The organism is Lactococcus sp. (genome assembly GCF_036648155.1).
GTDB lineage: Bacteria > Bacillota > Bacilli > Lactobacillales > Streptococcaceae > Lactococcus > Lactococcus cremoris.
Genome location: NZ_JAVXIY010000008.1, coordinates 47,900 through 74,670, shown reverse-complemented (window position 1 = coordinate 74,670; position 26,771 = coordinate 47,900). Strand labels below are relative to the sequence as shown.

At 37.3% G+C, this 26,771-nt stretch carries 22 protein-coding genes and 1 tRNA gene; 21 read left to right on the top strand and 2 right to left on the bottom strand.

Annotation, left to right across the window (positions count from 1 at the left end; genetic code table 11):
• Positions 1 to 67: 67 nt before the first annotated feature.
• The 7 genes from ligA (at position 68) to glmM (ending at position 12,040) form a co-directional block, all read left to right on the top strand.
• Complete coding sequence (ligA, locus tag RSC39_RS09165) at positions 68 to 2,128, top strand: NAD-dependent DNA ligase LigA (RefSeq protein WP_332536667.1); 2,061 nt, start codon at positions 68 to 70, stop codon at positions 2,126 to 2,128.
• 142 nt (positions 2,129 to 2,270) lie between these two features.
• Positions 2,271 to 3,299: a diacylglycerol kinase family lipid kinase gene (locus RSC39_RS09160; protein ID WP_081213923.1), complete on the top strand. Its 1,029-nt coding sequence runs from the start codon at positions 2,271 to 2,273 to the stop codon at positions 3,297 to 3,299.
• A 221-nt stretch (positions 3,300 to 3,520) separates the two neighbouring features.
• Positions 3,521 to 4,657 (top strand): sn-glycerol-3-phosphate ABC transporter ATP-binding protein UgpC, encoded by a 1,137-nt coding sequence (gene ugpC, locus RSC39_RS09155; protein ID WP_332536665.1) that lies wholly within the window; start codon positions 3,521 to 3,523, stop codon positions 4,655 to 4,657.
• Between the two features lie 306 nt (positions 4,658 to 4,963).
• A complete protein-coding gene (gene nifJ, locus RSC39_RS09150; protein ID WP_332536663.1) occupies positions 4,964 to 8,635 on the top strand; it encodes a pyruvate:ferredoxin (flavodoxin) oxidoreductase in 3,672 nt (1,223 codons plus the stop codon).
• 174 nt (positions 8,636 to 8,809) lie between these two features.
• Complete coding sequence (gene cdaA / locus RSC39_RS09145; RefSeq protein WP_021036744.1) at positions 8,810 to 9,688, top strand: diadenylate cyclase CdaA; 879 nt, start codon at positions 8,810 to 8,812, stop codon at positions 9,686 to 9,688.
• Positions 9,678 to 10,637, top strand: coding sequence for a CdaR family protein (locus tag RSC39_RS09140; RefSeq protein ID WP_063281830.1), 960 nt, complete (start codon positions 9,678 to 9,680; stop codon positions 10,635 to 10,637). The genes cdaA and RSC39_RS09140 overlap by 11 nt, the downstream gene beginning before the upstream one ends.
• A 44-nt stretch (positions 10,638 to 10,681) precedes the next feature.
• Complete coding sequence (gene glmM / locus RSC39_RS09135; RefSeq protein ID WP_332536660.1) at positions 10,682 to 12,040, top strand: phosphoglucosamine mutase; 1,359 nt, start codon at positions 10,682 to 10,684, stop codon at positions 12,038 to 12,040.
• A gap of 73 nt (positions 12,041 to 12,113) precedes the next feature.
• Here the strand turns inward: glmM and treR are convergent, their stop codons facing one another.
• Positions 12,114 to 12,830, bottom strand: a complete 717-nt coding sequence (gene treR, locus RSC39_RS09130; RefSeq protein ID WP_332536658.1) for a trehalose operon repressor — start codon at positions 12,828 to 12,830, stop codon at positions 12,114 to 12,116.
• 110 nt (positions 12,831 to 12,940) lie between these two features.
• On the opposite strand from treR, the gene RSC39_RS09125 reads away from it, so the two are divergent.
• From RSC39_RS09125 to pgmB, 4 genes are all read left to right on the top strand, one after another.
• Positions 12,941 to 13,426 carry a PTS glucose transporter subunit IIA gene (locus RSC39_RS09125; protein WP_021036747.1) on the top strand — a complete coding sequence of 162 codons (486 nt, stop codon included), beginning with the start codon at positions 12,941 to 12,943 and terminating at the stop codon, positions 13,424 to 13,426.
• Between the two features lie 140 nt (positions 13,427 to 13,566).
• Complete coding sequence (locus tag RSC39_RS09120) at positions 13,567 to 15,132, top strand: PTS transporter subunit EIIC (RefSeq protein ID WP_332536655.1); 1,566 nt, start codon at positions 13,567 to 13,569, stop codon at positions 15,130 to 15,132.
• Between the two features lie 66 nt (positions 15,133 to 15,198).
• Positions 15,199 to 17,508, top strand: a complete 2,310-nt coding sequence (locus tag RSC39_RS09115; protein ID WP_332536654.1) for a glycoside hydrolase family 65 protein — start codon at positions 15,199 to 15,201, stop codon at positions 17,506 to 17,508.
• Between the two features lie 152 nt (positions 17,509 to 17,660).
• Positions 17,661 to 18,326, top strand: coding sequence for a beta-phosphoglucomutase (pgmB, locus tag RSC39_RS09110; protein ID WP_063281827.1), 666 nt, complete (start codon positions 17,661 to 17,663; stop codon positions 18,324 to 18,326).
• A 58-nt stretch (positions 18,327 to 18,384) separates the two neighbouring features.
• On the opposite strand, the gene RSC39_RS09105 is transcribed toward pgmB, so the two are convergent.
• Positions 18,385 to 19,152 carry an alpha/beta hydrolase gene (locus tag RSC39_RS09105; protein WP_063281826.1) on the bottom strand — a complete coding sequence of 256 codons (768 nt, stop codon included), beginning with the start codon at positions 19,150 to 19,152 and terminating at the stop codon, positions 18,385 to 18,387.
• Between the two features lie 111 nt (positions 19,153 to 19,263).
• Between RSC39_RS09105 and RSC39_RS09100 the strand changes: the two genes are divergently transcribed.
• The 10 genes from RSC39_RS09100 to RSC39_RS09055 all read left to right on the top strand — a co-directional run bounded on the left by RSC39_RS09100 (position 19,264) and on the right by RSC39_RS09055 (position 26,735).
• Entirely contained in the window at positions 19,264 to 19,962 is a 699-nt protein-coding gene (locus RSC39_RS09100; RefSeq protein WP_063281825.1) for a hypothetical protein, read from the top strand.
• A gap of 158 nt (positions 19,963 to 20,120) precedes the next feature.
• Positions 20,121 to 20,567: a tRNA (adenosine(37)-N6)-threonylcarbamoyltransferase complex ATPase subunit type 1 TsaE gene (tsaE, locus tag RSC39_RS09095; RefSeq protein WP_332536650.1), complete on the top strand. Its 447-nt coding sequence runs from the start codon at positions 20,121 to 20,123 to the stop codon at positions 20,565 to 20,567.
• On the top strand, positions 20,564 to 21,082 hold the full coding sequence (locus RSC39_RS09090; RefSeq protein ID WP_332536648.1) for a GNAT family N-acetyltransferase: 519 nt from the start codon (positions 20,564 to 20,566) through the stop codon (positions 21,080 to 21,082). The genes tsaE and RSC39_RS09090 overlap by 4 nt, the downstream gene beginning before the upstream one ends.
• A 104-nt stretch (positions 21,083 to 21,186) precedes the next feature.
• Positions 21,187 to 22,551 carry an LCP family protein gene (locus RSC39_RS09085; protein ID WP_332536646.1) on the top strand — a complete coding sequence of 455 codons (1,365 nt, stop codon included), beginning with the start codon at positions 21,187 to 21,189 and terminating at the stop codon, positions 22,549 to 22,551.
• A gap of 183 nt (positions 22,552 to 22,734) precedes the next feature.
• Positions 22,735 to 22,808, top strand: a tRNA-Arg gene (locus tag RSC39_RS09080).
• 143 nt (positions 22,809 to 22,951) lie between these two features.
• Entirely contained in the window at positions 22,952 to 23,713 is a 762-nt protein-coding gene (truA, locus tag RSC39_RS09075) for a tRNA pseudouridine(38-40) synthase TruA (RefSeq protein ID WP_332536644.1), read from the top strand.
• 33 nt (positions 23,714 to 23,746) lie between these two features.
• Entirely contained in the window at positions 23,747 to 24,535 is a 789-nt protein-coding gene (locus tag RSC39_RS09070; protein WP_332536642.1) for a bifunctional hydroxymethylpyrimidine kinase/phosphomethylpyrimidine kinase, read from the top strand.
• Positions 24,536 to 24,574: 39 nt separating this feature from the next.
• Entirely contained in the window at positions 24,575 to 25,075 is a 501-nt protein-coding gene (locus tag RSC39_RS09065; RefSeq protein WP_332536640.1) for an ECF transporter S component, read from the top strand.
• On the top strand, positions 25,056 to 25,598 hold the full coding sequence (locus RSC39_RS09060; protein ID WP_011834506.1) for a TIGR01440 family protein: 543 nt from the start codon (positions 25,056 to 25,058) through the stop codon (positions 25,596 to 25,598). Before RSC39_RS09065 ends, RSC39_RS09060 begins: the two co-directional genes overlap by 20 nt.
• Positions 25,599 to 26,735: an alanine--glyoxylate aminotransferase family protein gene (locus RSC39_RS09055; RefSeq protein WP_332536638.1), complete on the top strand. Its 1,137-nt coding sequence runs from the start codon at positions 25,599 to 25,601 to the stop codon at positions 26,733 to 26,735. It begins immediately after the preceding gene.
• Positions 26,736 to 26,771 lie beyond the last annotated feature (36 nt).

Genomic DNA, 26,771 nt, shown 5'->3' with positions numbered 1-26,771 from the left:
AAAACTTAGAGGATTTGATGTGTTTTGGTAATCATACTAACCCGTCTTTTGTGTTAAAATAGGAGCTATGAATATCGAGTCAAAAATTAAAGAGCTTACGGATCAGCTTAATCAATTTGCCTATGAATACTATACTTTAGATGAGCCGTCTGTAGAGGATAGTGAGTACGACCGCCTATATCATGAATTAGTGAAATTGGAGCAAGAAAATCCTCAGTTAGTGAGAGCAGATTCTCCCACTCATCGGACTGGTGGCGTCATTTTAGATGGCTTTGTGAAATTTCGACATCCTTATAATCTTTATAGTTTAGGGGACGTTTTTTCGCGGGAAGAATTAGCCCTTTGGGAAGAGCGTGTCCGTAAAGAGATTGTTAATCCAGAATACATTTGTGAATTAAAAATCGATGGTCTTTCGTTATCTCTTTACTATGAGAATGGCTTACTCGTGACTGCAGCAACCCGTGGTGATGGAACAACTGGTGAAAATATCACAGAAAATGTAAAACGGATTAAAGACGTTCCTTTAAAATTAAAAGAAGCCATTGATATTGTGGTACGGGGAGAGGCTTATTTACCGCGTCAAAATTTTGCTAAACTAAATGCTGAGCGTGAACTTGAAGGAGCAGCTCCTTTTGCCAATCCTAGAAATGCAGCAGCAGGGACTTTACGTCAGCTAGATACAAAAATCGTAGCTAAACGTGGTTTGGCAACTTTCCTTTATCAAGAAGCAAGTCCGGCAACCAATGATACGCAAGAAGAAGTATTAGAATATTTCGAAGAACTTGGATTTCAAGTCAATCCTGAGCGTAAATTTGCTCGAAATTTGGATGAAATATGGGAATTTATTGAAGAAGCAACTCGCTTGCGTGACGAATTGCCTTACGATATTGATGGTGTGGTTATCAAAGTCAATAATCTTGCTGAGCAAGAGGAATTAGGTTTTACGGTTAAAGCCCCTCGGTGGGCTATCGCTTATAAATTTCCAGCTGAACAGGCGGAAACGGAAATTTTATCTGTTGATTGGACGGTTGGCCGTACAGGCGTTGTCACACCAACAGCAAATATGACACCTGTTCTTTTGGCACAAACAACGGTTGCAAGGGCAACTTTGCATAATGTGGATTATATCCAAGAAAAAGATATCCGTAATCATGATAAAGTAATGATTTACAAGGCGGGAGATATTATTCCTAAAGTTGGTAAGGTCCTTCTGGAGAAGCGAAAACCAGCTAGACATCTTCGTAAAACTCATCGAGCTAACAAATATGTTTGGACAAGATTTGGTAGACAAAGTGTAGAGAAAGGATTAGTTTTCTCAAAGCGAGAAGATAATCGTGTAAAAATTCCAACTCAATGTCCGGAATGTGATTCAGATTTGATTCATTTTGAGGACGAGGTGGCATTACGTTGTGTCAATCCTTTGTGTCCTGCTCAAATCCGAGAGAAGTTAATTCATTTTGCTAGTCGTGATGCAATGAATATTGTTGGCTTGGGGCCATCAGTAATTTCACAACTTTTTGATAAAAAATTAGTCACTGATGTTGCTGATTTATATCAATTGACCGTTGAAGATTTACTGACCCTCGATAAAGTCAAAGAAACTTTGGCTCAAAAAATTGTATCTGCAATTGCGCAAAGCCGTGAAAATTCAGCGGAAAAATTACTTTTTGGTTTAGGAATTCGCCACGTAGGTGGTAAAGCTGCTAAATTATTATTAGAACGTTTTGCTAATCTTAGAGCGCTTTCTCAAGCAAGTGAAGAAGAAATTTCGGAAATTCCGTCACTTGGTGGGGTAATTGCTACAGCTGTGGTTTCATATTTTGAAACAGCTGGAGCCAAAACTTTACTGGATGAACTAGAAAATGCTGGTTTGAATTTTGCATATTTAGGCGCAGTTAATGTTGAAGGGATATTATCGGGGAAGACGGTTGTTTTGACTGGTAAATTAACGACCTTGAAACGAACAGAGGCTAAAGAAAAATTGGAAGCTTTAGGAGCAAATGTTTCGGGCTCTGTTTCTAAGAAGACTGATTTAGTGGTTGCTGGTGAAGAAGCTGGAAGTAAATTGACAAAAGCTCAAGATTTAGGAATCGAAATCTGGTCAGAACAAGATTTACTTGATTTATAAGCTATTTCAGATTAAAAGTTGCTGACAGAATTTGAGTAAAGAGTAAAATTTACTGACAGAATTGCAAAAGCCTAAGGGCTACTCTCTGACAAAGCCGTCAGTAAATAATTTAAAAAGAATGGATGAGAAGTTTTCGGGGGAAATGATGAAGGCGAGATTGATTTACAATCCGACATCGGGTCAAGAAATTATAAAAAAACATATTGCTGATATTTTGGTTAAATTAGAGCAATATGGGTATGAAGCAAGTGCTTATCAAACGACAGCAGAACAAGATTCGGCTAAGAAAGAAGCAGCACGAGCAACGCAAGCTGGATTTGATTTAATCATTGCAGCAGGTGGAGATGGTACAATCAATGAAGTTGTGGCCGGAATTTCTCCCTTTGAGAAACGACCACGATTGGCCATTGTCCCAACGGGAACAACGAATGATTTTGCAAGAGCACTGAAGATTCCACGAGGAAAACCACTGGAAGCAATCGAAATCATTGGTAAAAATCAAATTTTAAATATTGACGTTGGTCATGCCATTATTAAAGAAACCAAAGATGAGCAATATTTTATTAATATTGCTGCCGGTGGAGGACTGACAGAACTTACTTACAGTGTTCCTAGCCATTTAAAAACGGCATTTGGTTATTTGGCTTATTTAGCCAAAGGTGCAGAACTTTTGCCTCGTGTCCGCAAGGCGCCAGTTCGTGTTGTTCATGATGAGGGGGTCTTTGAAGGTGATATTTCAATGTTTTTTGCGGCATTGACTAATTCAGTTGGTGGTTTTGAAAAGATTGCGCCTGATGCAAAGTTAGATGATGGACTGTTCACACTTATTTTAGTAAAAACTGATAATTTATTTGAATTGATTGCTTTACTTGCAATTGTAGCCAATGGAAAACATTTGGATGATGTTAATTTGGAGTATATAAAAACAAGTAAAATTGAGATAGAAGCTTTAGGTGGACAATCAATCCTTCTTAATTTGGATGGTGAATATGGCGGAGATGCTCCTGTTCAATTTGATAATTTAAAAGGGCATTTGGATATGTATGTCAATCTTGATGAAATCAATGATGACCATTATATTGGCGATGAAGAAACTTTAGCTTTGGAAGCAGTTGCTCAAAAATTTGCTGAAGAAGCAAATAAGATTAAAGATGAAGATGAAACAGATTAATAAATGATAAAAGTTGCTGACAGAGTTGTCAGTGACTTTTTTTGATGCTGTCAGCAAAAAGAAAAGATAATTTTAAAATTATGATAAGAGTGTGGTTTAATTTCTATCCTGTCAGTAATTTGTGCAAACTGCCCAAAAGATTTAGGCACTTATCTTATTGTTTTTAGAAAACGTTTACAGTAGAATATAAACAAAGAACAAAAGTTACTAGAGGAGAAATAATGACAACACTTGTTTTAGACAAAATTTACAAAAAATATCCCAATGCCACTCAATATGCCGTTGAAGATTTCAACATTGATATCAAAGACAAAGAATTTATCGTATTCGTTGGACCTTCAGGTTGTGGGAAATCGACAACTTTACGGATGGTTGCTGGACTTGAAGATATTACCGAAGGTGAATTTAAAATTGATGGTAAGGTCATGAATGATGTCGCTCCAAAAGACCGTGATATCGCCATGGTTTTCCAAAACTATGCGCTTTACCCACACATGACTGTTTTTGACAACATGGCCTTTGGTTTGAAACTTCGTAAATTCAAAAAAGATGAAATTAAACGTCGTGTTGATGAAGCAGGAGCTATTCTTGGATTGACTGACTTGCTTGATCGTAAACCCGCTGATTTATCAGGTGGTCAACGTCAACGTGTAGCAATGGGACGTGCGATTGTCCGTGATGCTAAGGTCTTTCTTATGGATGAACCTTTGTCAAACTTGGATGCTAAACTCCGTGTTTCTATGCGGACAGAAATTGCGAAAATTCACCGTCGTATTGGTGCAACAACCATTTACGTTACCCATGACCAAACTGAAGCAATGACACTTGCTGACCGTATTGTTATCATGTCTTCATCGCCAAACTCAGATAAGACTGGGACAGTGGGGCGCGTGGAACAAATCGGAACGCCTCAAGAACTTTATAATGAACCAGTAAATAAATTTGTTGCTGGGTTTATCGGAAGTCCGGCTATGAATTTCTTTAATGTCAAAGTTACCGGTGGAAAATTGACAAATAATGAAGGATTAAATATGGACCTTCCTGAAGGAAAAGCAAAATTGCTTAAAGAACAAGGTTACGAAGGAAAAGAAGTGATTCTTGGAATCCGTCCAGAAGATATTCAAGCAAGCAATTTGGCACAACAAGCTTATCCAAATCAAACTATTGAAGCAGAAGTTGTCGTTTCTGAACTCCTAGGTGCTGAAACAATGCTTTATCTTAAAGCTGGTTCAACTGAATTTGTTTCTCGTGTTGAAGCGCGTGATTTCCGTAATCCAGGAGAAAAAATTACAGTTGCTTTGAACTTGAATAAATCACATTTCTTTGACGCTCAAACTGAACATCGTATCGTTGATTAAATTTTAAGCCCTCTAAATCCATAAGATTCTGTCATTAATTGATGGAATCTTTTTTTCTATGTAAATAATAAGGTGACTGACAGAGCGGATAACCAATGCTTTAACAAAGATAATGTCAAAGATAATTGACACTAAGCAGGTTCAACTTTTTAATTTTAAAATGCTAAAATGAACATAGTCAAAATAATATTATTAGGAAAGCTCTCGTCTTTTTCGATTTAGTAATAAATCACATAAAGAACACCGACACCGCTCTTTATGCCGCAAAAATGTCGAATAAATGCTCTCCTGAGAAGGTTTGAAAAAATGAAAAAAACAATGGACGGAAACATGGCGGCAGCACATATTGCTTACGCTTTTTCAGAAATTGCCGTAATTTATCCAATTACTCCAAGTTCTCCGATGGCTGATTATACTGACGCTTGGTCAGTTGCTGGACGTAAAAATATCTGGGGACAAAGAGTAAAGATTACCGAACTACAATCAGAAGCCGGTGCAGCAGGTGCCATGCACGGTGTTCTTAAAGCAGGAGGGCTTGCGACAACTTATACAGCTTCGCAAGGGCTCCTTTTGATGCTCCCAAATATGTACAAAATGGCTGGAGAACTTTTACCAGCAGTTATTCATGTAGCAGCTCGTGCCGTAGCGGCTGGGGCACTCAATATTTTTGGCGACCAGTCTGATGTCATGTCAACCAGAACAACTGGTTTTGCCATGTTAGCAGAGTCATCTGTACAAGAAGTGATGGACTTGTCAGCTGTTGCTCATTTGGCAACGCTTGAGGGTTCAGTTCCTTTCTTGAATTTCTTTGACGGTTTTAGAACTTCTCATGAAATTCAAAAAATTGACGTTATTGATTATCAAGATTTATTACCAATGGTCAACCAAGAAAAATTGGCCGATTTTCGAGCGCGGGCAATGAATCCTGACCATCCAACGGTTTCAGGAACCAATCAAAATGCAGATATTTATTTCCAACAAAGAGAAACAGTCAATGCATATTACGAAGCCCTTCCTGAAATTGTCCAAAAATATATGGGCAAGATTAATGAACTTCGTGGAACAAACTATGACTTGGTCAATTATTATGGTGCACTTGATGCGACAGAAGTCATTGTTTCTATGGGTTCAGTCGCAGGAACAATTGAGCAAACAGTGGACTATTTGAATGCTCAAGGTCGCAAAGTTGGATTTTTGAATATTCATCTATATCGTCCATTTCCAATGGAAAATTTCCTTGAAAAATTGCCAAAAACAGTGACATCAGTGGCCGTTTTGGACCGGACAAAAGAAGCAGGCTCAAATGGCGAACCGCTGTTTCTTGACGTTCAATCCGCACTTTTTAATAGTAATGTCAAAGAAGTGATTGGTGGCCGTTACGGAATTGGTGGGAAAGATACTCGTCCTGAGCACATTGTCAGCATTTTTGATGAGTTGCTTAAGGAAAATCCAAAACGTATTTTCACCATTGGAATTACTGATGATGTCACAAATTTATCTCTTGAAAACCTGTCAGTACTTGATTTGACACCGTCAGATACTTTTCAAGCAAAATTCTGGGGCTTTGGTTCTGACGGAACGGTTGGAGCAAATAAGGCAGCGATTAAAATTATTGGAGACCATACTGACAAATACGTTCAGGCCGCTTTTGAGTATGACTCTAAAAAATCTGGTGGTCTGACCATTTCGCATTTGCGCTTTGGCGATTCACCAATTAATTCCGAATATATGACTGCTACTCTTGATTTTGTGGCCTGCCATAATATGACCTACGTTCGTAAGTACAACCTAACTAAGGGATTAAAAACAGGCGGAGTTTTTCTTTTAAATACAAGTTGGGATTTGGAGCATTTATCAAAAAATCTTCCAAATGAGATGAAACGATATATTGTTGAAAATAAGATTCGTTTTTATACCATTGATGCCATGAAAATTGCTCATGAAACAGGAATGGAACGCAGAATTAATACAATTATGCAAGTCGCTTTTTTCAAATTAGCTCATGTCATGCCTTTTGATGAAGCTTATGAAATCTTGAAAAAAGATGCACAAAAGTATGCTAAAAAATCACCAACTATTGTTGAACAAAATTTGAAGGCCATGGCCCTTGCTTTAAATGGGTTGCATGAAGTGATTGTTCCAGAAAGCTGGGCTGAAACTACAGAAAATGTTATAGAAGCAGTTACGAAAGAAACGGCTCGTAAAAAATATGTTTTTGAGATTGTAAATAAAACCAATGCCTTTGAGGGGGATGAGCTTTCAGTTCAAACTTTAGTAGATAATGGCATGACTTTTGGTGACGAACCTTTGGGGACCACGGCTTCTGAAAAAAGAGGGATTGCTTTGGAAGTTCCAGAATGGAATGCCCAAGCTTGTATTCAATGTAATGAATGCTCGTTTGTTTGTCCGCACGCCGCTATTCGTCCATTTTTAGTTGATGAAGACGAATGGAACCAAGCACCTGAAGGTTTTCATGTTATGGATTACAAAGGATCTGATGGTTTAAAATATCGTATTCAGGTTTCAGTTGAAGACTGTACAGGATGTGGTTTGTGTGTTGAAGCTTGTCCTAAAAAAGGTGAAGCATTGAAAATGATTCCTTACGAAGGTCAAGAAAAAGAATCAGTCAATTGGGCTTTTGCACAAACGCTTAAAACAAAAGAAAATCCAGCTCGTCCAGGAACAATTGTTGCCAGTCAGTTTGAAAAACCGCTCTTTGAATTTTCAGGAGCTTGCTCTGGCTGTGGTGAAACACCATATATCAAATTATTGACCCAAATGTTTGGTGACCGGATGATGATTTCTAATGCGACCGGCTGTTCAGCTATTTATGGTGGAACACAAGCGACACCTTATACAACAAATGAACAGGAACAAGGACCAGCTTGGTCAAATTCGCTTTTTGAAGATAATGCCGAATATGGCTATGGAATGTGGTTGGCATCGCAAACGCGTCGCCAAAAGCTAGCAGCAGAGGTTCTTGAAGCACTTCCAGAAATGTCGGATGATTTACAAAATCTGGCCAAAGATTGGGTGGAACATTTAGAGGATTCAGAAGGAACACGAGCACGTGCTGAAAAAATGAAAGGTATGCTTGCTTCTGAGCATTTCAATTCTCCTAAATTAGACGCGATTTACAAACAAAAAGACCAATTCGTCAAACCTACTCAATGGATTTTTGGAGGAGATGGTTGGGCCTATGATATTGGTTTTGGTGGATTAGACCACATCGTTGCCTCAGGTGCTGATGTAAATATCTTGGTGATGGATAATGAAGTTTATGCTAACACAGGAGGACAAGTTTCTAAAGCTACTCCGGCCTCAGCCATTGCTCAATTTGCTGCTGGCGGAAAATCTAGTACCAAAAAAGATTTGGGCGCAATGTTGATGACTTACGGAGAAGTTTATGTCGCTCAAATTGCCTCAGGTGCCAATATGATGCAAACAATTCGAGCTTTTGATGAGGCTGAAAAATTTAAGGGTCCTTCAGTTATTATTGCATATACACCATGTATTTCACATGGCCTTTATGGAGGAATACATTTAGCGCTCGATGAAGCAAAAGAAGCAGTTAATTCTGGTTATTGGCAACTTTATCGCTACAATCCTCTTCTTGAAGATTTGGGGAAAAATCCGATGATTCTTGATTTCAAAAAACCTGATTTTGGTAAAGTTAGAGACTTTTTACTTACTCAATCGCGTTTTGGAAATTTATTGAAAGTAGACGCAGAGCATGCTGAGAATCTCTATGATAAAGCAGCCAAAGATTCACGAAAAAGATTTATGCGTTATGCTCGATTATCTGGAGATTTGGATAAATTCTTAGAACGTGAAGCCAAAGCCTTGGCTAAGAAAAATACTGACTTAGGGATAAGTACAGAGACAAATCTTAAAAAAGAAAGAAAGATACGTTCAGTTGACCCTGAACGTGAAGCTAGACGAGCAGCTCGGAAAGCAGAACGGGCGGCTAAAAAATAATTTAATGGAAAATTACTGACGAAATGATTGTGTCAGTAATTTTTTATATCGTCAGCCAAAAATCTATAAATAACAAATATATCAAGCTTACCATTAATCATTATATGGGAATACAGCAGTTAATATAAAATTTTGGTATAATTAAAGTAACGATATGAAAAGGAGGGGGAACTTTTGACCGACTTCAATCAATTTTTTAACCTTGAATTTTGGCAAAAAATTTTTGAATTGAATGAATCACCTCTGCGGATTGCTATTGCCGTATTAGATATTGCAATTGTCAGTTTTTTCCTTTACCAAGCGATTCGCTTTGTACAAGGAACAAAATTAATGACGCTTGTTCGTGGTGTGATTATTTTCATTTTTATTAGAATTATTGCTGGACTTATTGGACTTACAACAGTTGAGTGGCTACTCAATCAAGTCATCACTTACGGGGTTATTGCCGGAGTTATCATTTTTCAACCGGAAATTAGACGAGCACTTGAAAGCTTGGGAAGAACAACCACTTTATTTACACCAACAAAAAAAGGGAGCTTAGATGGTCACATTTCAGCTTATGAGAAGTCATTTGCTTACATGTCTGAACGAAAGATTGGGGCATTAATTGCGATTGAGCAAGGACAAAACTTGAACGAATTTGTAAGTACCGGAATTCGGTTAGATGCTGATATTACCAGTGAACTACTTATTAATATCTTCATTCCCAATACGCCATTGCATGATGGCGCAGTCATCGTTCAGGGAAATAAAATAGCCGTGACAAGTGCCTACCTTCCCTTGACTGAGAAGTCAGGTATTTCAAAACAGTTTGGGACAAGACACCGGGCTGCAATTGGACTTTCTGAGGTTTCAGATGCTTTGATTTTGGTGGTCTCAGAAGAAACAGGTGGAATCTCAGTAGCACATAATGGCGAGTTTTTTGCTGATATTTCAAAAGAAAAATTTCATGATATTTTAGTCGCAATCTTAGTTCCTAAAGTTGAAAAAACGGTGAGAGGAACAGGAAGAATTAGAAAAAATAAGGTGGAGGAAAAGAAAAATGGCAAATAAATTTTTTAATTCCAAAACATTTTATATTTTAGCTTCTATTTTCTTTGCAATTGTGCTTTTCTTTAATGCTAACGCTACATCTATTCGCAATCAAGGAACCAACCAATCTGGTGAAGTATATACGGCAACCATTAATAATGTTCCGGTAGAATTAAAGTATAATTCTAATAAATACTTTGTCAGTGGCTACAATAGCAACGCAACAGTTCATTTATCAGGATATAATCGACTTTCAATTACCAATGAAGAAAACTCAGATACTAGAAATTTCTTTTTAAGTGTTGATTTAACTAAACTGAAAACTGGTAAATTTGATGTTCCAATCAGAATTGAACAACTTCCGGGCGGAGTAACGGCAACAATTGAACCCAAAACAATGAATATTACGTTAGAGGATAAGGCTAAAAAAGAATTTGAGGTAACCCCAAAAGCTGATGCGACTCAGCTTCCAGAGGGATTTACGATTAGCGACCTCACTGTTAGTGACGAAAAAGTTAAGGTCACCGCAGGGGATGAAAGTATCAAAAAAATTCATGCCATTGAAGCAGCTTTGCCAAATGATGTCAACTTAAACGAAAATTATTCTGGTACCGTAACCCTCCACGCTGTGGATAGTACAGGTAAAATTCTTCCGGCGCAAATCGAACCTTCAACAACACATTTGAAAGTCACAGTGAATAAGTTAACCAAAGATGTTCCAGTTAAGCTCACACAAAAAGGAACGCTCGATAAAACACTATCAGAAGTGAAAACAAAACTTTCTGATAAAAATGTCACTTTATCGGGTGAAAAAAGTACTTTAGAAGCAATTAAAAATGTTGAAGCAACAGTGGATATTACTGGAATCGTAAAAGAAACAAAAATAACAGTCCCTTTGCGAGTAGATGGAGTGAGTATAGATCCACAAGAGGTTGAAGTTACTTTGACCCCAGTAAAAATCAGTAGTTAGTTTTTGATAACAGATAAAAAGAATAAAAAATGGAGACAATAAAAATGGGTAAATATTTTGGAACAGACGGTGTTCGCGGAGAAGCAAATGTAGAATTAACGCCAGAAATGGCCTTTAAACTTGGTCGTTTTGGAGGCTATGTTCTCAGCCAACACGAATTGGAAACTCCCAAAGTATATGTTGGCCGTGATACACGAATTTCTGGGCAAATGCTTGTGAGTAGTTTGATTTCAGGACTTTTGTCTGTTGGGATTGAAGTTTATGATTTGGGAGTCATTGCGACACCTGGTGTTGCGTATTTGGTAAAAAAAGATGGGGCCTCTGCTGGAGTTATGATTTCGGCAAGTCATAATCCTGCCTTAGATAATGGAATTAAATTCTTTGGTGGAGATGGCTACAAATTAGAAGACGAAAAAGAGCTCGAAATCGAAGCTTTGATTGATGCCAAAGAAGATACTTTGCCACGTCCATCAGCTCAAGGTTTGGGAATGCTTCATGATTATATTGAAGGCGTTCGTAAATACCAAGCTTTCTTAAAAACAACGGCTGAAGGTGACTTTGAAGGTTATAATGTGGTGCTTGACACTGCGAATGGTGCTTCATATACCTCAGCACGTGCCGTTTTTGCAGATTTGAAAGCCAATTTAACAGTGATTGGTGAAAATCCTGATGGATTTAATATCAATGTTAAAGTTGGTTCAACTCATCCTGAAGCGATGGCTAAAAAAGTTGTTGAGACAGGAAGTGACCTCGGACTTGCCTTTGATGGGGATGCTGACCGTTTAATTGCCGTTGATGAAAATGGTGAAATTGTTGATGGCGATAAAATTATGTTTATCGTTGGGAAGTATCTTCTTGAACAAGGTAAATTAGCACAAGATACTTTAGTAACAACAGTAATGTCTAATCTTGGATTCCACTTGGCACTTGAAGAAGCAGGAATTAATTCAGTAATTACAGCTGTTGGTGACCGTTATGTTGTTGAAGAAATGAAGAAAAATAATTATAACTTTGGTGGTGAACAATCTGGTCATATGATTTTCCTTGATTACAACACGACTGGAGATGGTCAACTTTCAGCTATTCAATTATTAAAAGTAATGCGTGAAACGGGTAAAACTTTATCTGAATTAGCAAGTGAAGTTACAATTTATCCTCAAAAATTAGTTAATGTTCGTGTAAAAGACAATGCAGCTAAGAAATCAGCGATGGATGTGCCAGCTATTCAGAAAGTTATCTCAGAAATGGAAACTTCAATGAATGGTAAAGGACGTATTTTAGTTCGCCCTTCAGGTACGGAGCCCCTTTTACGTGTGATGGCTGAAGCTCCAACTCATGAACAAGTTGACCATGTTGTGGATACAATTGTTGAAGTTGTTGAAGCGGAAATTGGTGTGAAATAAAGAAAAGACAAGGAGAATATTCTTCTTGTCTTTTTTCATATCCTAAAACTCTACCTACTGTGGTAGAGTTTTTTTATCTTTTTTGACGTCTAGCAAACTCTGTAAAACGAAAACGGTCAACCTGATGTCGTGATTCAGTATACTGGAAAAGTGTATTATCGGCAAGATAGACATGAGATTTCACGGAAACAATATGATGGTCCTTCGGATTTAAATCAAGATATGTAAAATCATCTTCACAAGCAAAATCAATGGTAACTTCTTTTTGGGCATAGGCAATATCAAGCCCCAAAGCCCCTTCTAAATAATCGTAAGTAGAATTTTGGGCATGTTCGGGGGTCAAACCATCAGCGTATTTTTCTAAAAATAAATCCCAATCCAAAATGGAAAATTTACCATCTACTTTTCTTCTTCTAAGAATACTAAGGGCTTGGTCACCGATGGCGAATCCAGTAGTTTCTGAAAGAGCTGGGGTAATTTTTATACTTTCAAATTTTATTACTTCAGTTTCACTGTGAAAACCCATTGAAGTTTGTAATTCTTTATATGAAGTTAAGCCGGAAATAGGGAAAAGGAGCCGATCGTGAGCGAGGACAATGCTGCCATAGCCATGTCTTCTTTGGATGAGCCCTTTTTCTTCTAAAATTTTTAAAGCTTGTCTGACGGTTGAACGGCTACTTTCATAACTAATAGAAAGTTCATTCTCGCTTGGAAGAATATCGTTCGTTTTATAGATATCATTAAAAATCTTTTTTTCTAAATCTTGCAAAATCACTTCATATTTCTTCATACTTTATATTTTATCATAAAAATAATTGTTAACGCTTGCTGAAAACGTTTTTATGTGATACAATGATTTTGTTAACTTGTACGTACAACTGCAAAAGATAGGAGATTCTTATGTTTGGAATAGGAAAAAAGAAAGAATTGAGAGATGATAAAAGCCTTTATGCACCAGTTTCTGGGGAAGTTATCAACCTTTCAACAGTCAACGACCCCGTATTTTCAAAAAAGATAATGGGAGACGGGTTCGCGGTTGAGCCAAAAGAAAATAAAATTTTTGCCCCAGTTTCTGCAAAAGTAACTTTGGTTCAAGGACATGCAATTGGTTTTAAACGTGCTGATGGCTTAGATGTACTTTTACATCTTGGAATTGATACAGTAGCTCTTAAAGGTCTTCCTTTTAAAATCAAGGTCAAAGTTGATGATATTGTCAATGGTGGTGATGAGCTTGGAAGCGTTGATTGGGCACAGATTGAAGCTGCAGGTTTAGATAAAACGACAATGGTTATCTTTACAAATACAAAAGATAAACTCTCTGAGTTCAATGTCAATTATGGACCAGCTACTTCTGGAAGTGAACTTGGTAAGGCAAGTGTTAAATAAAGAATAAAAATTTAAGGTTAATCCATTTATAGGACAAAGAAGACGAGGGCTTTGTATATAAATTTTGTGACTATTAAACTCGTCAATTATTATTTTATATTATGAAATACTTCATAAATAATGAAGTAAAAGGAGAACTTATGGCAAATTATTCACAACTTGCGACAGAAATTATCGCAAATGTAGGTGGCGCTGAGAATGTCACAAAAGTTATTCACTGTATCACTCGTCTTCGTTTTACCTTGAAAGACAAAGATAAAGCAGATACGGCGGCGATTGAAGCTTTACCTGGTGTGGCAGGCGCCGTTTATAATTCAAACTTGAATCAATATCAAGTGGTTATTGGACAAGCGGTTGAGGATGTTTATGATGAAGTTGTTGAACAACTTGGTGATTCGGTAGTTGATGATGACGCAACGGCACAAGCAGTCGCTGCAACAGCACCAACTAATGGAAAAAAACAAAATCCAATTGTTCATGCTTTCCAAGTGGTTATTGGGACAATTACAGGTTCGATGATTCCAATTATTGGTTTACTTGCGGCTGGTGGGATGATTAATGGATTACTAAGTATCTTTGTTAAAGGAAATCGCTTAATTGAAGTGATTGACCCTGCAAGTTCAACTTACGTCATTATCTCAACTCTAGCAATGACACCATTTTATTTCTTACCTGTTTTAGTAGGATTTTCAGCAGCAAAACAATTAGCACCTAAAGATACTGTTTTACAATTTATTGGTGCTGCTGTTGGTGGTTTCATGATTAATCCAGGGATTACTAACTTGGTAAATGCTCATGTTGGAACAAATGCGGCCGGTAAAAATGTTGTTGTTGAAGCAGCAGCTCCTGTTGCAAATTTCCTTGGAGTCACTTTTAATACAAGTTATTTTGGAATTCCAGTTGCTTTGCCAAGTTATGCTTATACAATTTTCCCAATCATTGTGGCAGTAGCAATCGCTAAACCTTTGAATGCTTGGTTGAAAAAAGTTTTACCACTTGCCTTGCGTCCAATTTTCCAACCGATGATTACTTTCTTCATCACTGCTTCAATCGTTTTACTCTTGGTCGGTCCTGTTATTTCAACAATTTCATCTGGTTTGTCATTCGTTATTGACCATATCTTGTCATTAAACTTAGGGATTGCAAGTATTATTGTCGGTGGTTTGTATCAATGTTTGGTTATCTTTGGTTTGCACTGGTTGGTTGTACCACTTATTTCACAAGAGTTGGCAGCAACAGGAGCAAGCTCACTTAATATGATTGTTTCCTTCACAATGCTTGCGCAAGGAGTTGGGGCTTTGACTGTCTTCTTTAAATCTAAAAAGGCTGACCTCAAAGGACTTTCTGCTCCAGCTGCCATTTCGGCCTTTTGTGGGGTGACTGAACCTGCCATGTACGGAATTAACTTGAAATATGTTCGTGTCTTCATCATGTCTTCAATTGGTGCAGCAATTGGTGCTGGGATTGCCGGATTTGGTGGCTTACAAATGTTTGGATTTTCAGGGTCATTGATTGGTTTTCCTAACTTTATCTCTAATCCATTGACGCATCATGCCCCTGCGGGTAACTTAATGCTCTTCTGGATTGCCACTGCGGTATGTGCTGTTGCCACTTTCTTATTAGTTTGGTTCTTTGGTTACAAGGATACTGACGTCATGGGACAAGGGGTTGAACAAAAAAATGCATTTAAGGATGCTGTAAAATAATTAACAGAATTGTTTGGGAGCAGAGCGAATAAATTCTGCTTCCTTTAGTTTAATAAAGGGGGAGAAATGACTGATAAAGATTGGATGATCCAATATGACAAACAAGAAGTAGGGAAGCGTTCTTATGGGCAAGAATCTTTAATGTCATTGGGAAATGGTTATTTAGGGCTTCGTGGGGCGCCTTTGTGGGCAACTTGTTCGGATAATCATTATCCGGGACTCTATGTCGCAGGGGTCTTTAATTACACAAGTACAGAAGTTGCAGGTCATGATGTTATCAATGAAGATATGGTCAATTGGCCAAATCCACAATTGATTAAAGTTTATATTGATAATGAATTGGTTGACTTTGAGTCAGCAATTGAGAAAAATTCTTCGATTGATTTCAAAAATGGATTGCAAATTGAGAGCTATAATGTCAGTTTAGCCAAGGGAAGTTTGACTTTAGTGACCACAAAATTTGTTGATCCCATTCATTTTCATGATTTTGGATTCGTTGGAGAAATCATCGCTGATTTTTCTGGAAAATTGCGAATAGAAACTTTTATTGATGGTTCGGTATTGAATCAAAATGTTGAACGTTATCGGGCTTTTGACAGCAAAGAATTTGAAGTGACTCAAATTGCTGATGGACTTTTGGTGGCAAAAACTAGAACGACGGACATAGAATTAGCAGTTGCGACTAAAACTTCTTTAAATGGTCAGCCATTGAAAAAAGTAGAATCTGGAAATTCTGAAATTTTTAAAGAATCCATTGAAGTTGATTTACTAAAAAACCAAGAAGTTCAGTTTGAAAAATCGATTGTTATTGCTAGTTCTTATGAAACCAAAAACCCTGTTGAATTTGTGCTGACAGAACTGGCAGCAACTTCTGTCAGTAAAATTCAGGAAAATAATGCAAATTATTGGGAGAAAGTATGGCAGGATGGCGATATTGTCATTGATTCTGATCATGCGGATTTGCAAAGAATGGTGCGAATGAATATTTTCCATATTCGCCAAGCGGCACAACACGGTGCTAATCAGTTTTTAGATGCGTCCGTAGGTTCGCGTGGATTGACTGGTGAAGGTTATCGAGGACATATTTTCTGGGATGAAATTTTTGTTCTACCTTATTATGCGGCTAATGAACCAGAAACAGCGCGTGATTTGCTTTTGTACCGAATCAATCGATTGACTGCTGCACAGGAAAATGCAAAGGTTGATGGAGAAATAGGGGCAATGTTTCCTTGGCAATCCGGCTTAATTGGAGATGAACAGGCACAATTTGTTCATTTGAATACAGTAAATAATGAATGGGAACCAGATAATAGTCGCCGTCAAAGACATGTCAGCTTAGCTATTGTTTACAATCTGTGGATTTATTTACAGCTGACAGATGATGAAAGTATTTTGACTGATGGTGGACTGGATTTGCTCATTGAAACCACGAAGTTTTGGTTAAACAAAGCCGAGCTGGGCGCTGACGGACGTTATCATATCGCTGGTGTCATGGGTCCTGATGAATATCATGAGGCTTATCCAGGGCAAGAAGGTGGGATTTGCGATAATGCTTATACGAATTTGATGCTGACTTGGCAGTTAAATTGGCTGACAGAGCTGTCAGTGAAAGGTTTTGAAATTCCAGCAGATTTGCTTGAAGCGTCACAAAAAGTTCGGAAAAATCTTTATTTAGATATTGATGAGAATGGTGTGATTGCCCAATATGCTAAGTATTTTGAGCTTAAGGAAGTTGATTTTGCAGCTTATGAAGCAAAATATGGCGATATTCATCGGATTGACCGTTTGATGAAGGCTGAGGGAATTTCGCCTGACGAATATCAAGTGGCTAAACAAGCTGATACCTTGATGTTAATGTACAATTTGGGTCATGAACATGTGACCAAATTGGTCAAACAATTAGGTTATGAGCTACCCCAAAATTGGTTGAAAGTTAATCGTGATTATTATCTTGCACGAACTGTTCATGGTTCAACGACATCACGTCCAGTTTTTGCTGGGATTGATGTCAAATTGGGTGATTTTGATGAAGCGCTTGACTTTTTAATCACTGCGATTGGAAGTGATTACTATGATATCCAAGGCGGAACCACGGCTGAAGGGGTTCACATTGGGGTTATGGGAGAAACACTTGAAGTGATTCAAAATGAATTTGCTGGTTTAACACTACGCGATGGATACTTTTCAATTGCTCCGCATTTACCAAAAAGTTGGACCAAATTGAAATTCAGTCAAATTTTCAAAGGTTGTCAAGTGGAAATTTTGATTGAAAAAGGTCAATTATTACTGACAGCTTCATCAGACTTGCTGATTAAAGTTTATGATGAGGAAGTTCAGTTAAAAGCAGGAGTACAAGCTAATTTTGATTTAAAATAAATGGTTTTGCTCTTAATAAAGTTTTGATACAAGGATTTACAATTATTTTTTGATAAAAAAATTACTGACAGAAATGAAAAAAATTCTGTCAGTAATTTTGGAAAGTCATTCTAAAAAATTCATTTTAAAATGACGAGAAAGAAGGTAAAAAGATGTTTAAAGCAGTATTGTTTGATTTAGATGGCGTAATTACAGATACCGCAGAGTATCATTATAGAGCATGGAAAGCTTTAGCTGAGGAAATTGGTATTAATGGTGTCGATCGTCAGTTTAATGAGCAACTTAAAGGAGTTTCTCGTGAAGATTCTCTACAGAAAATTTTAGATTTGGATGGCAAAAAAGTATCGGCAGAAGAATTTAAGGCACTAGCTCAAAGAAAAAATGATAACTATGTGACTATGATTCAAGATGTTTCCCCAGCTGATGTTTATCCCGGAATCTTACAATTACTCAAAGATTTGCGTTCTAATCATATCAAGATTGCTTTAGCTTCTGCCTCAAAAAATGGGCCATTTTTATTGGAACGGATGGCCTTGACTGAATATTTTGATGCGATTGCAGATCCAGCAGAAGTTGCGGCGTCTAAACCAGCTCCAGATATTTTTATTGCGGCAGCTCATGCCGTTGGTGTAAAACCGACTGAATCAATTGGTTTAGAGGATTCTCAAGCTGGAATTCAAGCGATTAAAGATTCAGGGGCGCTACCAATTGGAGTTGGGCGACCAGAGGATTTGGGAAATGATATCGTCGTTGTAGCTGACACTTCTCATTATACTTTGGATTTTCTTAAAGAAGTTTGGTTAAAAGAAAAAGGATAGTTTCTATTTAAAACGAACAAAATTTTGTCAAAAAAAATGCCCCAGTTGAGTGGGCATTTTAATTTTTTATTTGTCTTTCTAACCAATCTGAGGCCCAAGAGAACCAACGATGAACTGAATCAAGACAATAAGCATCAGAAGGAGCTGTTGTCCGATTGGCCAAGGAAATGCCATGTGGTCCTGCTTCAAAAAAATGAGCTTCAAATGGGACTTGGTGTTTGGACAGGCGGTCACAATATTTAAGACTGTTATAGATAGGAACACTTGCATCATCAGCGGTATGCCAGATGAAAGTAGGGGGTGTAGCCGAAGTCACTTTTTCTGAAATATTGTATTCTGAAATATTTTCAATTTCAAAGTTAAAATGTGATAAATCACTTGGCCAACCAAAAGTGAAGGAAGTAACAGGGTAACAAAGAATTACACCCTTTGGTCGATAAATTTGTTCAGAATTGCCATACCAAGCGGCTAAATGACCTCCAGCTGAACAGCCAAGTAAAAAGACATGTTTGGGATTAATTTGCCATTGTTCATGATGTTGATTAATCAAAGCAAAAACCGCCTGAACTTCAGTAATATTTTGAGAGAGAAAATTATAATCAGTTCCTTTGTTCATCACTGTATAGTTGAGAATAAAAACTTGATAACCCTGTGCAAGAAAAGCAAGCGCAAGTGGGTCAGATTCTCTGTTGGAAATATGTTGATAGCCACCTCCGGGGCAAATAATGATGGCTGGAAAAGTATAATTTTCTTCTGGACGTGGATTTTGAAGTTGATAAAAATCAACCCAAGCAGTATCATTCAAAGAAAACGTTGATTTATTCATAGGTTTATTGTACCAAAAAAAATATGAAAGAAAGATGAAACAGACTCGATGTTTATTTAATACATTCCTATATTTTAAGTTCGTTTAAGAAAAATATCATAGAATTTTAGTATGAAGAAAATTATTTATGGCATAGGACTAATCAGTCTGCTTAATGTTGGAACAATTGCTTATGGAGAAACAGCAACAGGGACATCAGCAAGTTCAGCAGATAGAACTGCTCAAAGTTCCACAGGAAATTCGACAAGTCAAAGCTCAAGCAATTCGGCAAGTAGTAGTTCACAAAATACAAGTTCTAGTGATGGGACAAATTCGACAAGTCAAAGTCAAACACAGACCAGTACAACTGCGCAAAATCAAACAGATACTAATGGGCAAAATCAGAATCAAACTCCTCCAGTAGCCGAAAGTCGGGATAATTCAACAGATAAAAATTCTGGAAGTCAAAAAGAAACTAAAAATTCAACAACGATTATCAATGAAACGGTCAATAATAATGCCAAAGGAAATAATATTCTTTTAATGACGCTAACAAGTTTGTCGGCGTCAGTGACAATTATAGGGGGGATTATTGCTCTCGTTCGTCATTTGCGTGGTCAAGGGAAGAAAAAAAATTCTGTCAGTAAAACCAAAGCTCCTAAAAATGGGAGTGCTCTTTCAAGTTCACTGACAGATTCACCAGTGAATTCAGATAAAACGCAAAATCATGAAAATCCACTGACAGAAACTCAACAAATAAATTTACAAGCGGATGAACTTTTGAAAAATCATAAAAAGCAGCAAAAAGAGTATCGTCGCAGAAGAAGATAAAAATCCGTTTAACGGTTTTTTATTTTGCTTAAATTTATGAGAGGAAGTCAATAAACTACACTAATAAATTTATTGTGTACAAGCCTGCTGAAGCTCAGCGAAAAAATTATAGTCTTTGCTTTATCGGCTCCCAATCTGGGATGTGATATAATAAAATCATGAAATTTAACGAAGAAGAAATGTTACAATTTGCTCAAAAATTGGGAAGAAAATTAGAAGCACAAGATGTGATTGTTTTAACCGGTGAACTTGGAGCTGGGAAAACGACTTTTACCAAAGGATTGGCCTTAGGTTTAGAGATTCATCAAATGGTTAAAAGTCCGACTTATACAATTGTAAGGACACTTGATGGTCGACTTCCCCTTCATCACATGGACGTTTATCGAATTGGTGATGATCCAGATAGTTTTGATTTGGATGATTATTTATTTGGTGATGGCGTTTCAGTTATTGAGTGGGGGGAAATGCTTGGAGCTGATTTGCCAGAAAATTATCTTGAAGTCATTTTTGATAAGTATTCTCCAGATTTAATCAATGACCAAGAACGCGAGATTATCTTGAAAGCACATGGGAAAAGATATGAGGAGCTTATCAATAATTTATGACTACAGAACTAATTGTCAGAGAAGCAAGCGGATTAGATAGTCAAAAAGTAATTGACTTTCTTAACAAAGTTGGTGCTGAAAGTAATTTCTTGACCATTGATGAAGTAGGAATTCTGATGTCCGAAGCAGAAATGGCAGAGTTTCTAAATCAACAAGCCGAAAAGGACAATAATGCCTATTTTATTGCTTTCGTTGGTGAGGAAATTGCTGGAGTTTTACATCTGACAGCAGACTATCATTATCGAATTCGCCATATCGCAGAACTCTTTATCGCTGTGGCCCAAGATTTTCAAGGCTATGGGATTGGCTCGATTTTATTAGAAGATGCTCTTGACTGGATAAAAGAAGTTGGGATTATCAAACGGCTAGAATTAACTGTCCAAGCACGCAATCATAAAGCACGACATCTTTATGAAAAATTTGATTTTGCATTAGAAGCCACCAAAAAATGGGGGGCAAGAGATGAAAATGGTCAATTCATTGATATTTGCGACTATGTATTATTTTTTGACTAATGACTGACCTTTTTGTTAGTAAAACTAAATATAATTAAAGAAAAATTAAAATCTAATTTTTCTTTTTTTGTTGTGAAAAATCAGAATTTTGATATAATGCTAATATGAAGCTTTGGATAAAAACACTTCTCATGCTAGGAAGTATCATTTTAGTAACGGCAATTGCTGCGGGCGGGTATACATTAACCGTCTTAAACAGTACAACAAAAGCCTTTAAAATGACTTACACGAATGCTGGGAATAAACAAACAGAACAAGTCATTCAGGCGACTAAACCTCTGACCATCCTGCTTATGGGAGTTGATACAGGGGGGGAAGGTCGTGGGACTTCCGATTCTTGGAATGGGAATTCTGACTCACAGATTCTGATGACACTTAATCCTAAAACGCACACGACAACAATGGTTTCAATTGAACGTGATACAATGACTAATATTTTGGATAGTGATGGAAAAATTGTCTCTAAACAAAAAATGAATGCGGCCTATCCCCTAGGTTTTGACTCAGGGTCATCTTCTGATGGTTTGAAAAATGCTGTCAGCTATGCCATGAAGACAATTGGAGCTCAAACGGGTATTAATATTGACAGCTTTGCAACTGTAAATTTTGATGGTTTAGTCAATATGGTTGATAATGTAGGTGGGATTGATATTAACAATACTACAGGGCAAACCCTTTACATCTCAGATACAGAACCGCAATACACTGCGAAAGTTCCACCAGGAAAACAGCATATCAATGGTGACCAAGCTTTAGTTTATACTCGGGACCGCCATCATTTGCCAAATGGGGACTACGGTCGGGCGGCTCATCAGCGCGAAGTTATCACAGCTCTCATGAAAAAAGTCTTGGCTTTAGATAATATTACTCGCTACGAGCAATTTTTGAATGAAGCTTCAAAAGATTTTAGAACCAATATTCCAATTAATGCCTCTACGATTACTTCTTTATTAGGCTACAAGGATTGCTTTAATAAAGTCGTTTCTGTTCAATATGAAGGAATAGGCGAAATGGTTGATGGGGGTTCCTATCAATTTATGCCGACAGAAATTTATTTGGCGATGCAAAATATTATGAAGAAATCAATAGGTGATTCTACTGTTACAACTTTACCAAATAATTTGATTACTTATGAGTCAACTTTTGGTTCAGGAACAGCACCATTTTACTATCTTCCTTCAGCCACAGTGACTGAAAAAGGAAAAAATGCAGTAACTTATGGGGTGGACACTGAAGGGAATCTTGTTTCTTTGAATTCTAAAAATTCAGGTAAATATGTTTCAACTAGTGGTGGTTCAATTCAATCGGACTCAAGTTCTGGTTCTTCTAGTTCAGCAAATGATTCCACGGTGACGCAAAATTCTGATTCGACCTATCAGCAAAATGACAGTTATAATGATAATAATACGACCACTTATGGTTATGGAACAGATAATACCAATACTGGAGCATATGGTACAGGTCAATAATTGAAAAAAGTAAGAGAATATGATAAACTTGTTTCTGTCAGTGATTTATAACTTAATAAATTTACTGACAGAAATTAATTGGTCCGATAGCTCAGCTGGCTCGAAGTATATCTTCGAGGTTGTGAATAAAGAAAATTTAAATTTTCTTCCTCACTATCCAGTCGAGCTGTCTCTCTTACATTTGGTCCGATAGCTCAGCTGGATAGAGCATTCGCCTTCTAAGCGAACGGTCGAGGGTTCGAATCCCCCTCGGATCATGGTGCCAAACCTCGCCCCACCTTCGTAGTGGGGCATTTTTTTATACCATTTTTTAGAATTATCAAAGTCCATATTGAAAAAGGATAAACTATCATAAAAAAAGAAAATAAAGTCGCATGAAAAATTGTGCTATAATAGAAAAATGACAAGATACAAAGCCACAATAGCCTATGATGGAACCGATTTTGCAGGTTTTCAAAGCCAAACAAATCAACGCACAGTTCAAGAAGAAATTGAAAAAGTATTAAGCAAATTAAATTCTTTTGAGCCCATTATTTTACAAGGCTCTGGCAGAACGGATTCAGGAGTTCATGCCTTTGGGCAAGTGATTCATTTTGACCTGAATGGCAAAGCGCGTGATTTGGAGCGCTTGCGTTTTGGGCTAGACACTCAGACACCAGCAGATATTGCGGTAAAAAAAGTAGAACTTGTCCCAGATGATTGGCACGCAAGATACCAAAAACATGAAAAAACCTATGAGTATTATTTGGAAAATTCAGTGACTCGTAGCCCTTTTCACAGACATTCTAAAGCTTATTTTCGTTATCCGCTTAATTTTGAACGGATGCAAGGAGCAATGGCAAAATTAGTTGGTCAACACGATTTTACAGGTTTTACTGCCTCTGGTTCATCAGTTGATGACAAGGTGCGAACCATTTATCAAGCAGAAATTATTCAACTTGATAAAGAAAATTTCAAATTTATATTTCGTGGAAATGGTTTTTTGTATAAACAAGTCCGCAATATGGTTGGAACCGTCATTAAAATCGGCAATGACCGAATGCCTGTCAGTCAAATTGATAAGATTTTGACCAGCAAAAATAGAAATTTTGCAGGACCAACAGCAGCGCCTGAGGGCTTATATCTTAAAGAAGTCAAATATGAACCAATAAATGAAATTTAAAAAATACTTTTAACGAAAATTACTGGAGAGAAAATGGTAGAGGAATTAGCACAAACAAAAAAAATTCTAACAATTGCAGGTTCAGATATTCTTTCTGGAGGTGGAATGCAAGCAGATTTAGCCACATTTGCGGCAAATGGCTTATATGGTTTTTGTGCTTTAACAAGTATTGTAACAGTCAAAGAAGACAAGTTTTTTGTTCACCCTGTAGATGAGGAAATTTTCCAAGAAGAACTTGAAAGTTTGACTGACATTGAGTTTTCAGCTATAAAGATTGGCTTATTACCTAATAAAAAAATACTAGAGATGACGAAAAAGTGGCTGACAGCTCTGTCAGTAAAATCGCCAGTGCCTATTATCTTAGATCCGGTGATTGTTTTTAAAGAAAATGCAGACTATTCTGTCAGTGAAATGCGCGAACTATTCATCAGCCAATTATTTCCACTAGCAACAGTCATTACGCCAAATCTAAAAGAGGCAGAGATTCTAACGGGGCTGTCAGTAAAAACTGAGGCAGATATGAAAGCAGCAGCTAAACTTTTACATCGTTTTGGTGCCAAAAATGTAATCATAAAAGGCGGAAATCGATTTGATCAAAAACAAGCGATTGACTTTGCTTATGATGGGAAAGATTTTTATCAATTAGCAAGTCCGCTTTTAAAGAAAAACAATAATGGAGCTGGCTGTACATTTGCCTCTTCTATTGCAAGTCAGATGGCTGAGGAAAATTCTTTTAAAGATTCGGTCGAAAAAGCAAAAGACTTCGTCTATCAAGCTATTCAAAATGCTAATGAATTTGGTGTTTTTCAAAATAAAAAGTAAATTTCCAAAAGCAAACCAAACTTCTAGGGAAATTAGGAGATGAAACTCATGGACAACAAAAATATAAAAAAATTAACTTTACTTGCGATTTGGACAGCTATTACCTTTGTTCTTGGTCGCCTGTTTACCTTTCCAATCCCCGGCTCGGCAGGAAATATTTTAACCCTCTTGGATGTCGGAATTTATACAGCAGTCTTTCTTTTTGGCAAACGAGAGGCAGCAATCATTGGGGGCTTTGCAGCTTTTCTTCTTGATTTGACCGCGGGCTTTAGTAATTATATGTTTTTCAGCCTGATTATTCATGGAGGCCAAGGCTATCTAGCTGGCTTGACAAGATATAAATGGCTCAACTTTTTGCTTAGTCTTCTAGTTATGGTTGGAGGATACTTTATTGTTGGGGGCTTAATATATGGTTGGGGTTCGGCCATTGCTGGACTTTGGGTCAATATTGTCCAAGTTATCGTTGGCTTTGTTTTGGCTAAAATCTTAAGCCCACTTATTGAAAGGACAGGTATTTTAAATGGATTTAGAAAAGCTTAAAGAAGAAACACAAATAATTATTGACGATGTTTTGAAACAAACAGAGATTAAATCAGGACAGGTTTTTGTGCTTGGACTCTCATCATCTGAAGTCAATGGTGGTCTGATTGGTCATGCAAGTTCAGCCGAAATCGGTCAGGTTATCGTTTCTGTGATTCATAAGACCCTGTCTGACAAGGGAATTTATTTAGCCGTTCAAGCTTGCGAACATCTCAATCGAGCCTTGCTCATTGAAGAAGAATTAGCTGACAAAAAAGACTGGGAAATTGTTTCTGTTGTTCCTCAGCTTCATGCTGGAGGAAGTGGTCAAGTTGCAGCTTACCAACTTTTTAAATCTCCTGTCGAAGTAGAGCATATCGTTGCTCAAGCAGGTTTGGATATTGGGGATACAAGTATTGGTATGCATGTCAAACACGTGCAAATCCCTGTACGTCCGATTTCAAAAGAACTAGGTGGCGCTCATGTTACGGCCCTCAAATCACGTCCTAAACTTATTGGTGGAGAACGTGCGAGGTATGAATAAATGAAAGAGATGCTAATCATGACCCCGGGTCCAACCGCTGTGGCTGAAAATGTTCGTCTAGCAAGAGCGAAAGTAACAACAAATCCAGATATTGATTTAGAATTTTATGATTTCTATAAAAGGACTTGCGATAAACTTGCTCAATTTTTAAAAACTAAAAATGACCTTAGAATTCTGGCGGGGGAAGGAATTTTAGGTTTGGAAGCAGCCTGTGCTTCATTGACTGAATCAGGCGACCGTGTACTTGTTCTTGATAATGGTATCTTTGGTCATGGATTCGCTGAATTTGTTGAACTATATGGTGGCCAAGCTCTATTGCTTCAAAGCTCAGAAAAAGAAGCCTTTGACATAGAAATTTTAGAAAAATTTTTAGAAAAAGACCATGATTTTAAATATGCCACAATTGTTCATTGTGATACGCCATCTGGTGTATTAAATGACCTTTCCAAAATCTGCCCTCTGCTCAAAAAATATGGAATTCTTACTGTTGTAGACTCCGTTGCTGCCATGGGAGGCGAAGATTTACAAGTAGATAATTGGCAAATTGATATTGCACTTGGAGGCTCACAGAAAGTTTTATCGGCTCCACCTGGATTAACGATTGTTTCTATCTCGCCTCTTGCTTACCAAGCAATGGAAAATAGACAAAGCCCTATTGCGAGTTTTTATTGTAATCTCCTGACTTTTAAAGATTATTATGAAAAAAAATGGTTTCCTTACACAATGCCCATTTCAGACATTTATGGATTAGACCAAGCCGTAGACAATATTCTTTTTGACCAAGAAATCTTGAAGCGCCATGCGATGATTGGTAAAGCCACAAGAAAAGCGATAAAGAACTCCCCATTAGAACTTTATTTACAAACCGGCTATTCTAATACTGTCAGTGTTATAAAAGTACCAAATGGTCTGAATGACCAAGAACTTTTAAGAAAAATGCGCCAAGATTATCAAGTGATGATAACAGGTTCTTTTGACCGTTTAGCTGGTAAAGTTTTGCGCATTGGACATATGGGTGAAAATGCTAGAACTAGCAAAGTGGCTTATAGCCTCTATGCCCTTCAAAAAGTATTAGAAGAATCAGGTCTTAAATTTGAAACGAGCTTACAGGAAGATTTTTTGCAAGCACTTAAGTGAAAAAAGTAATGATAAAAAATGTAGAAGCTAAAATCT